The sequence below is a fragment of the Streptomyces sp. ActVer genome (assembly GCF_027270795.1).
GTDB classification, from domain to species: Bacteria; Actinomycetota; Actinomycetes; order Streptomycetales; family Streptomycetaceae; genus Streptomyces; species Streptomyces umbrinus_A.
The window spans coordinates 1-4,770 of sequence record NZ_JAPWHT010000620.1 but is presented as its reverse complement, the minus strand read 5'-3'; the positions used below and the strand labels follow the sequence as shown (position 1 = coordinate 4,770).

Annotated in this window: 5 protein-coding genes; 1 reads left to right on the top strand and 4 read right to left on the bottom strand. The window is 72.2% G+C overall.

Translation table 11 applies throughout. The annotated features are described in order from the left end of the window. The 4 genes from O3Q52_RS49035 to O3Q52_RS49020 all read right to left on the bottom strand — a co-directional run. The coding region (locus tag O3Q52_RS49035; RefSeq protein WP_269654918.1) for a DEAD/DEAH box helicase at positions 1–415 on the bottom strand (415 nt) is incomplete at its 3' end. 123 nt (positions 416–538) lie between these two features. Further along, positions 539–742: a cold-shock protein gene (locus O3Q52_RS49030; protein WP_053661143.1), complete on the bottom strand. Its 204-nt coding sequence runs from the start codon at positions 740–742 to the stop codon at positions 539–541. A gap of 199 nt (positions 743–941) precedes the next feature. Then, positions 942–2,480, bottom strand: coding sequence for a histidine ammonia-lyase (hutH, locus tag O3Q52_RS49025; RefSeq protein WP_269654919.1), 1,539 nt, complete (start codon positions 2,478–2,480; stop codon positions 942–944). Between the two features lie 107 nt (positions 2,481–2,587). Further along, complete coding sequence (locus tag O3Q52_RS49020; RefSeq protein ID WP_269654917.1) at positions 2,588–3,730, bottom strand: sensor domain-containing diguanylate cyclase; 1,143 nt, start codon at positions 3,728–3,730, stop codon at positions 2,588–2,590. Between the two features lie 153 nt (positions 3,731–3,883). Here O3Q52_RS49020 and O3Q52_RS49015 point away from each other — a divergent pair, with 153 nt between their 5' ends. Then, complete coding sequence (locus O3Q52_RS49015; protein WP_269654916.1) at positions 3,884–4,696, top strand: enoyl-CoA hydratase/isomerase family protein; 813 nt, start codon at positions 3,884–3,886, stop codon at positions 4,694–4,696. Positions 4,697–4,770: the final 74 nt, after the last annotated feature.

Below are 4,770 nucleotides of genomic sequence, written 5' to 3'. Positions count from 1 at the left end.
CGGCGCGCCGGCCGGCCGTGCGGGCCAGCAGCGCGAGGCCGAAGGCGAGGGTCTTGCCCGAGCCGGTGCGGCCCCGGCCGAGGATGTCGCGCCCGGCGAGGGAGTTGGGGAGCGTCGCGCCCTGGATCGGGAACGGCTCGATGACCCCCTGCGCGGTGAGGGTCTTGGTCAGTGCGGCCGGCATGTCCAGCGCGTCGAAGGACTCGACGGCGGGCAGCGCGGGCGTCAGCGTCTGCGGAAGGGTGAACTCCCGCGGCGCCGTCGACTGCTGGGACGGCTTCTTGCGTACGTTCCTTGCGCCGCCGTTGGCGGAAGCCGCAGGGGCTCCGCCGCGTGTGCCACGAGAGCCACGGGAACCCCGGGAATTCGCCGGGCGTTTGCCGGCGGGTCGTTCAGGACGTTCGGATCGAGTCATGCTGGATCTGGAATTCCTTCCTGGGCCTCACGGTTTTCCCGTGCTCAGGGACACACGGACAGCACAAGCCGGGGCCCGCACCCGAAGGTGCGGGCCCCGGCTCGCGTGATGCGCGTCCCGGAATTAGGCGGGGACGATGTTCTCCGCCTGCGGGCCCTTCTGACCCTGCGTGACGTCGAAGGAGACCTTCTGGCCCTCCTGCAGCTCACGGAAGCCCGAGGTGGCGATGTTCGAGTAGTGGGCGAAGACGTCGGCGCCGCCGCCGTCCTGCTCGATGAAGCCGAAGCCCTTTTCCGCGTTGAACCACTTCACGGTGCCAGTAGCCATGTCATTTCTCCAAGATAGGTGGCTCCCATCCGGAAATGACCGGAAAAACAAAACGCGCCTGAGAGAGGATTCCTTTCAGGCGCACAAAGTTAATGGGTACCAAAAACGTTTCGTTAGGAACCCTAGCACAGTTTTCGGTGGGGGCGTCGCGACGCCCCGGCGCCCCCACCTCGTACGTCCGAAGGAACCCCGGAAATCCTTACGCCAGTGGGCCGGTCACGGGTTCCACGGCCTCGACCAGGTGGCCGCCGCGCACGAACGCGTCCGCCGCCGCCAGGTCCGGCGAGAGGAAGCGGTCGGGTCCCGGGCCCGCGACTCCGGCGGCGCGGGCGGCGGAGATCGCGGCCTGCGAGGCGGGGGCCGGGGTGAGGCCGGTGCGCAGCTCGATGGCGCGCGTGGCGGCGTACAGCTCGATGGCGACGATCCGGGTCAGGTTGTCGACGGCCGTACGGAGCTTGCGGGCGGCCGACCAGCCCATCGAGACGTGGTCCTCCTGCATGGCGGAGGACGGGATGGAGTCGGCGGAGGCCGGGACGGCGAGCCGCTTCATCTCGCTGACCAGGGCGGCCTGCGTGTACTGGGCGATCATCAGGCCGGAGTCGACGCCGGCGTCGTCCGCGAGGAACGGCGGCAGGCCGTGCGAGCGGTTCTTGTCGAGGAGCCGGTCCGTGCGGCGCTCGGTGATCGAACCGAGGTCGGCGGCGGCGATGGCGAGGAAGTCCAGGACGTAGGCGACCGGGGCGCCGTGGAAGTTGCCGTTCGACTCGACGCGGCCGTCGGGCAGGACGACGGGGTTGTCGACGGCGGAGGCGAGTTCGCGGTCGGCGACCAGGCGGGCGTGGGTCATGGTGTCGCGGCCGGCGCCCGCGACCTGCGGGGCGCAGCGCACGGAGTAGGCGTCCTGGACGCGCGGGGCGTCGTCCTGGTGGTGGCCGGTCAGCTCCGAACCCTTCAGCACGGCCAGCATGTTGGCGGCGCTGGCGCCCTGGCCCGGGTGGGGGCGGATGGCGTGCAGTTCGGGGGCGAGCACCCGGTCGGTACCGAGGAGGGCTTCGAGGGAGAGGGCCGCGGTGATGTCGGCGGACTTGTAGAGGGTGTCGAGGTCGGCGAGGGCCATGACCAGCATGCCGAGCATGCCGTCGGTGCCGTTGAGGAGGGCCAGGCCCTCCTTCTCGCGCAGTTCGACGGGCTCGATGCCGTGGGCGGCGAGGAGTTCACCGGCGGGGCGAATCGTTCCGTCCGGGCCCTCCGCCTCTCCCTCGCCCATGAGCGTCAGGGCGCAGTGGGAGAGCGGCGCGAGGTCGCCGGAGCAGCCGAGGGAGCCGAACTCGTGGACGACCGGGGTGATACCGGCGTTCAGGATGTCGGCCATGGTCTGCGCGACGGACGGGCGGACGCCGGTGCGGCCCGAGCAGACGGTCTTGAGCCGCAGGAACATCAGGGCGCGGACGACCTCGCGCTCGACGTGCGGGCCCATGCCGGCGGCGTGCGACCGCACGATGTTGCGCTGCAGCTGGGCGCGCAGTTCCGGGCTGATGTGCCGGGTCGCGAGGGCTCCGAAGCCGGTGGAGACCCCGTACACGGGCTCCGGCTTGGCCGCCAGCGCTTCCACGATCTCGCGGGCCGCGGCGAGCGCCGAGACCGCCTCGTCGGAGAGCTCGACCCGGGCGCCGCCGCGCGCCACGGCGAGAACGTCGGACGCGGTGACACCCGTCGTCCCCACCACCACAGTGTGCATATCCATATTCAGGAGCGTACGCAGTGAATGCCTTGGTGTCACTAGTGGGTGGCGGGTTGGGTCCTTACACACAGGACTCCGCAGGGACGGACGGGCGAGCAGCCGCCCTACCGACGGCCGCGGAACCGCCGGCGTTCGGCCGCCGCGGGCGGGGGCGCGTCGGCGAGGCGGACAACCGGATCGTCCGGCCCCTCGCGGCCCGCGACGACGGGCTTCGCGGAACGTACGGCCTTGGCGCGGTACTGGGCCGCGTCGGCGAGGCGGAAGAGCCGCCGGGCCGAGCGGACGGGGCCGAGCGGGTCCTCGGTCGACGCCACACCGCACGCGACGCCCTCGCCGAGCTCCAACTCGGCGGCGCGACGGCACAGTTCGTCGGCGACGCGTACGACCTCGTCGGCGGCCGGACCCACGGCCAGCAGGCAGAACTCGTCGCCGCCGAGGCGGGCGGCGAGCGTGCCGGGCAGCATCGCGCCGCACAGCGAGAGAACGGACCCGAAACGCTCCAGGAGCCGGTCGCCGACGGCATGTCCCCGGGTGTCGTTGACGCGCTTGAGGCCGTTGAGGTCGCAGACGACGAGGCTCACGACCACACCCTCCGCGCGGTGGCGTTCGATGGCCTCGTCCAGGCGCATGTCCACGGCGCGGCGGTTCGCCAGGCCCGTGAGGGCGTCGGTGAAGGCGAGGCGGCGGGCCTCCTCCAGGCGTTCGGTCTGCGCGATCCCGGCGGCCACCACGGAGGCGAGGACGGTCGCGAAATCGGCGTCGGCACGGTCGAAGACGGGGGCCCCGGCCGGGCGGGCGACGTACAACTCGCCCCAGGCGCGCCCGTGCATGACGATCGGCGCGACGACACAGCACCCGCGGCCGCGTCTGCGCAGGGCGGCGACGCGCTGATGGCAGTACTCGGCGTGCCCCGCGGCCGGTCCGTCGGCCGTCTCCACCCAGGCGTTGGGGCCGCCGCCGCCGACCCAGCGTTCATGCAGGAACTCGGTGATCTCCGGGAACTGGTGCACGGGGTAGGCCTCGTCCTCCGGGAACTCCTCCTCGTCCCGGGCCCGCTCCCCCACGTTCGCCAGGACCCGCAGCCGTCCGAGCTCCCGCTCCCACACGGACAGCGCGGCGAAGCTCCCGCCGAGTGCCCGGCAGGCTCCGGCCGCCGCCGCGCGCCACGACTCCCGCGGGGCGTGCGCGGCGGCCATGCCCTGCGCCAGCGCCACCACGGCCCTCAACCGCACATCGTCACCGCCCATCACTCCAGGTTAGGTATGTTTGTAATGATTTGGGACATTGATGCGGCGAACAGGGGTCCGGGGCGGGACTTTCCCTCCAGGCGGGCGGCTGGAATGATCGGGACGCAGGGAAGTTAACCGCCGTTAACGTAAACCGTGAACCGGGAGAGTCTCATGTCCGAGCAAGGCGCGGAGCAGCGGTTCGGGGAGTACGTCGTGGTGCGACGCCATACGTCGTCGTACGTCGCCGAGCTCGTCCTGGACCGGCCCAAGGCCATGAACGCCGTGTCGACGGACATGGCCCGCTCGATCGCCGCGGCGTGCGATGCGCTGGCCGCGGACCGGGACGTCAGAGCGGTCGTCCTCACCTCCACGCACGAGCGGGCCTTCTGCGTCGGCGCCGACCTCAAGGAGCGCAACTCCCTCACGGACGCCGAGCTGGTCCGTCAGCGTCCGCTCGCGCGGGCCGCGTACACCGGCGTACTCGATCTGCCGATGCCCACCGTCGCCGCAGTGCACGGGTTCGCGCTGGGCGGCGGTTTCGAGCTGGCCCTGGCCTGCGATCTGATCGTGGCGGACGGTACGGCCGTGGTGGGGCTGCCCGAGGTGTCCGTCGGGGTCATTCCCGGGGGCGGGGGTACGCAGTTGCTGCCGCGGCGGGTGGGTGCGGCGCGGGCGGCCGAGCTGATCTTCTCGGCGCGGCGGGTGGAGGCGGCGGAGGCGGCGGACCTTGGACTGATCGATGTCCTGGTCCCCGCGGGCGAGGCCCATACGGAGGGCTTGGCCCTGGCCACCCGCATCGCCGCCAACTCGCCCGTCGGCCTGCGGGCCGCCAAGCGCGCGCTTCGGCTCGGCCACGGGCTCGATCTCCGCGCGGGTCTGGAGATCGAGGACGCCGCGTGGCGCTCGGTCGCCTTCTCGGGCGACCGGGCGGAGGGCGTCGCGGCCTTCAACGAGAAGCGCCGGCCGGAGTGGCCTGGGGAGTAGTCCCTCGCCCCCGCCGCCCCTACCCTCCCCCATCGTCCCTACTCGGGGGCCGGCCCCCGACCCCCCGCTCCTCA